Source organism: Arthrobacter sp. HMWF013 (assembly GCF_003061105.1).
Classification (GTDB): domain Bacteria; phylum Actinomycetota; class Actinomycetes; order Actinomycetales; family Micrococcaceae; genus Arthrobacter.
In genome coordinates this window covers 1-2,918 of sequence record NZ_QAIQ01000398.1, presented here as the reverse complement: position 1 = coordinate 2,918, position 2,918 = coordinate 1, and the positions used below count along the sequence as shown (strand labels likewise).

At 69.2% G+C, this 2,918-nt stretch carries 2 protein-coding genes; both read left to right on the top strand.

The genetic code is table 11. From position 1 onward, the window contains the following. Window positions 1-498 (top strand): methionine adenosyltransferase domain-containing protein (locus tag DBR22_RS14795; RefSeq protein ID WP_181365199.1); only part of this gene is annotated, 498 nt, incomplete at its 5' end. Between the two features lie 231 nt (window positions 499-729). Beyond that, on the top strand, window positions 730-2,829 hold the full coding sequence (locus tag DBR22_RS14790) for a primosomal protein N' (RefSeq protein WP_108599653.1): 2,100 nt from the start codon (window positions 730-732) through the stop codon (window positions 2,827-2,829). The last annotated feature ends 89 nt before the right edge of the window (window positions 2,830-2,918 follow it).

Genomic DNA, 2,918 nt, shown 5'->3' with positions numbered 1-2,918 from the left:
GTTGCGAACATCCTCAACCCCGCCGGCGAGTTCGTCATCGGCGGACCTGTGGGCGACGCCGGCCTGACCGGACGCAAGATCATCGTTGACACCTACGGCGGAATGGCCCGCCACGGCGGCGGCGCGTTCTCGGGCAAGGATCCGTCCAAGGTGGACCGGTCGGCCGCCTATGCCATGCGCTGGGTCGCCAAGAACGTCGTGGCCGCCGGACTGGCCAAGCGCGCCGAAATCCAGATTGCCTACGCGATCGGCCAGGCACGGCCCGTTGGCACCTATGTGGAGACATTCGGCACTGAAACCGTGGACCCGGCGAAGATCAGCGCCGCAATCGCTGAAATCTTCGACCTCCGTCCCCGCGCCATCATCGACGCCCTGGACCTCAAGCGTCCCATCTACGCCAAGACGGCAGCCCACGGTCACTTCGGCCGCGACGATCCCGACTTCACCTGGGAACGGCTCGACCGCGTCGACGACCTCAAGGCCTTCTTTAACGCGTAAAGCGGGACCGCCCGCACCGGACCCGGCAGACGGAATGTCAGAGGCCCGTGGTTGGCTTGACGTGTCCGGACAAACCGGACCTGTCAGGTCCGGCGCAGGATATTGAGGCGCAGGTGTTGAACGGGGGTAGTGGCCGTGGCCGCTGAAGAGACTGCTGGTCGAGGGAGCGCTGTATCAGCGGCGTCTCTAAGGGCCCAGCCAGACTCCTCCGGTGCGGTCCAACCATCGCTTCTGCAGGGGTTCCCCGCTAAGGCCCGGCCGGCTGGCCCGCCGCTGGCCGGGCAACTCCCCGTGGCCAGGGTCCTGGTGGAGACCCCGCTGCCGCACCTGGACCGTCCCTTCGATTACAGCGTCCCGGCAGAACTGGACGAAGCGGCGCAACCGGGCGTCCGGGTGAAGGTCAGGTTCAATGGCCAGGAACTTTCCGGGTTCATCATGGAACGCGCTGCGGAGTCTGATGCCGGCCACGCCCTGGTGCCGCTGCACAAAGTCACCTCACCCGTCGCCGTCCTGACGCCCCCTGTGCGGGACCTCGTATCCGCCGTCGCAGCCCGCTACGCAGGAACCGTCAGCGACGTCCTCCGCGTGGCCGTGCCGCCGCGGGTGGCCAAGCTGGAGAAGGAGTTTCTCGCCGGAGCCTTCGCCGCAGCCACCGGTGACACCGGCTCAGGCGCCGAGGCGGAACACCACGCACCGGCCGGCGGGGCAGAGGTCCCAAGCGGTCGGGAAGCTGCCTGGGACGGCTACCGGAACGGCCCCGCATTCGTCCGTCACCTCCGGGACGGGGGTTCCCCGCGTGCGGTCTTCAGTCCGCTCCAGGGGTACGGCCCGGCGGCGTGGCCGCGCCTGCTGGCACAGTCTGTAGCAGCCGTCCGCGCCTCCGGCCGGGGCGCCCTGGTGGTGGTACCGGACCACCGTGACCTGGACCAGCTTGAAGCGGCGCTGCTCGAAGTATTGCCGGCCGGTGACATCGCCCGCCTCACCGCAGATGACGGGCCCACTCCCCGGTACCGGAGCTTCCTTCGCCTCCTGGCCGGTTCGGCGCGGGTCGCCATCGGGACACGGTCGGCAGCGTATGCCCCGGTCCGGAACGTTGGCCTTGTGGCCTGCTGGGACGACGGCGACGACCTCCACATCGAACAGCGCGCACCCTACGCCCACGCCCGCGAAGTGCTGCTGCTCCGGGCAGACCAGGAAGGCGCGGCCTGCCTGATGGCGGCCCATTCCAGGAGCACCGAACTGCAACGGCTGGTGGAGGCAGGCTGGGCCATGCCCATCGACGCCGAACGCCCCCATCTGCGCCGCACCGTTCCCCGGGTGCTCAATACGGCAGACAGTTTTGAACAGGAACGTGACCCCCTGGCGCGGATTGCCCGGCTCCCCGGAGCCGCATGGCGCGCGGCCAAGGAAGGACTGGAACGGGGCCCCGTCCTGGTTCAGGTGGCCCGGGCAGGCTATGCCCCGTCGCTCGTGTGCGAAACCTGCCGCGAACCGGCACGGTGCCAGGCCTGCCAGGGACCGCTGGCCCTCGCAGGCGCCAGCGGTTCCGCCTCAATTCCGCAATGCCGGTGGTGTTCCACGCCGTCTCCGGACTGGCAATGTGTCCACTGCACAGGCCGAAGGCTCCGAAAAGGGGCCACCGGCGTCCTGCGGACCGCGGAAGAACTGGGCCGGGCCTTCCCCGGAAAAGCCGTCGTCACGTCCTCCGGAGACCACGTCAAAGCCAGGGTCGGCAGCAGCAATGCCCTGGTGGTTGCGACGATCGGTGCGGAACCCGTAGCGGACGGCGGCTACGCCGCGGCCCTGCTCCTTGACGGCGACTCGCTGTTGCGGCGGGAAAATCTCCGCGCCGGCGAAGACACCGTGCGCCGCTGGTTCAATGCCGCGGCTCTAGTGCGCCCGGCCTCCGACGGCGGACTGGTGGTCATCACCGCGATGGAGAGCGTGGCTGTTGGTGCCCTGCTGCGGTGGGACCCTGCCGGCTATGCCCGCCGGGAGCTGGAACTGAGGATGGAACTCCAGTTGCCCCCTGCCGTCCGCGTCGCGTCGATCACCGGTCCCCGGGCCGCCGTCGAGCATTTCGCTGCTGCTGTGGAACACCAGCTGGCGGACGCGGGCCTGACGCTGCGGACCGCGGGACCGGCGCCGGTGCTGCTCATTGGGCTTCCAACACCCCAGCGGGTCGGTGAAGACGTCCGCACCCTGCTGTTCTTCCCCTATGGACAGGCCGGTTTGGTCACCCATGTCCTGCGCTCAACAAAGGCGGCGGCCGCCGCGAAGCGAAGCGAGGAACCGGTGCAGGTCAGGCTCGACGGCGTTGATGTCCTCTAGCTCTGCCGGCTAGCGGCTGCGGCGCGCCACGATGCCGTGTGCCACGTCCACCAGCTGCCGCGCGGACTCATCCCAGCTGAACTCCCGGG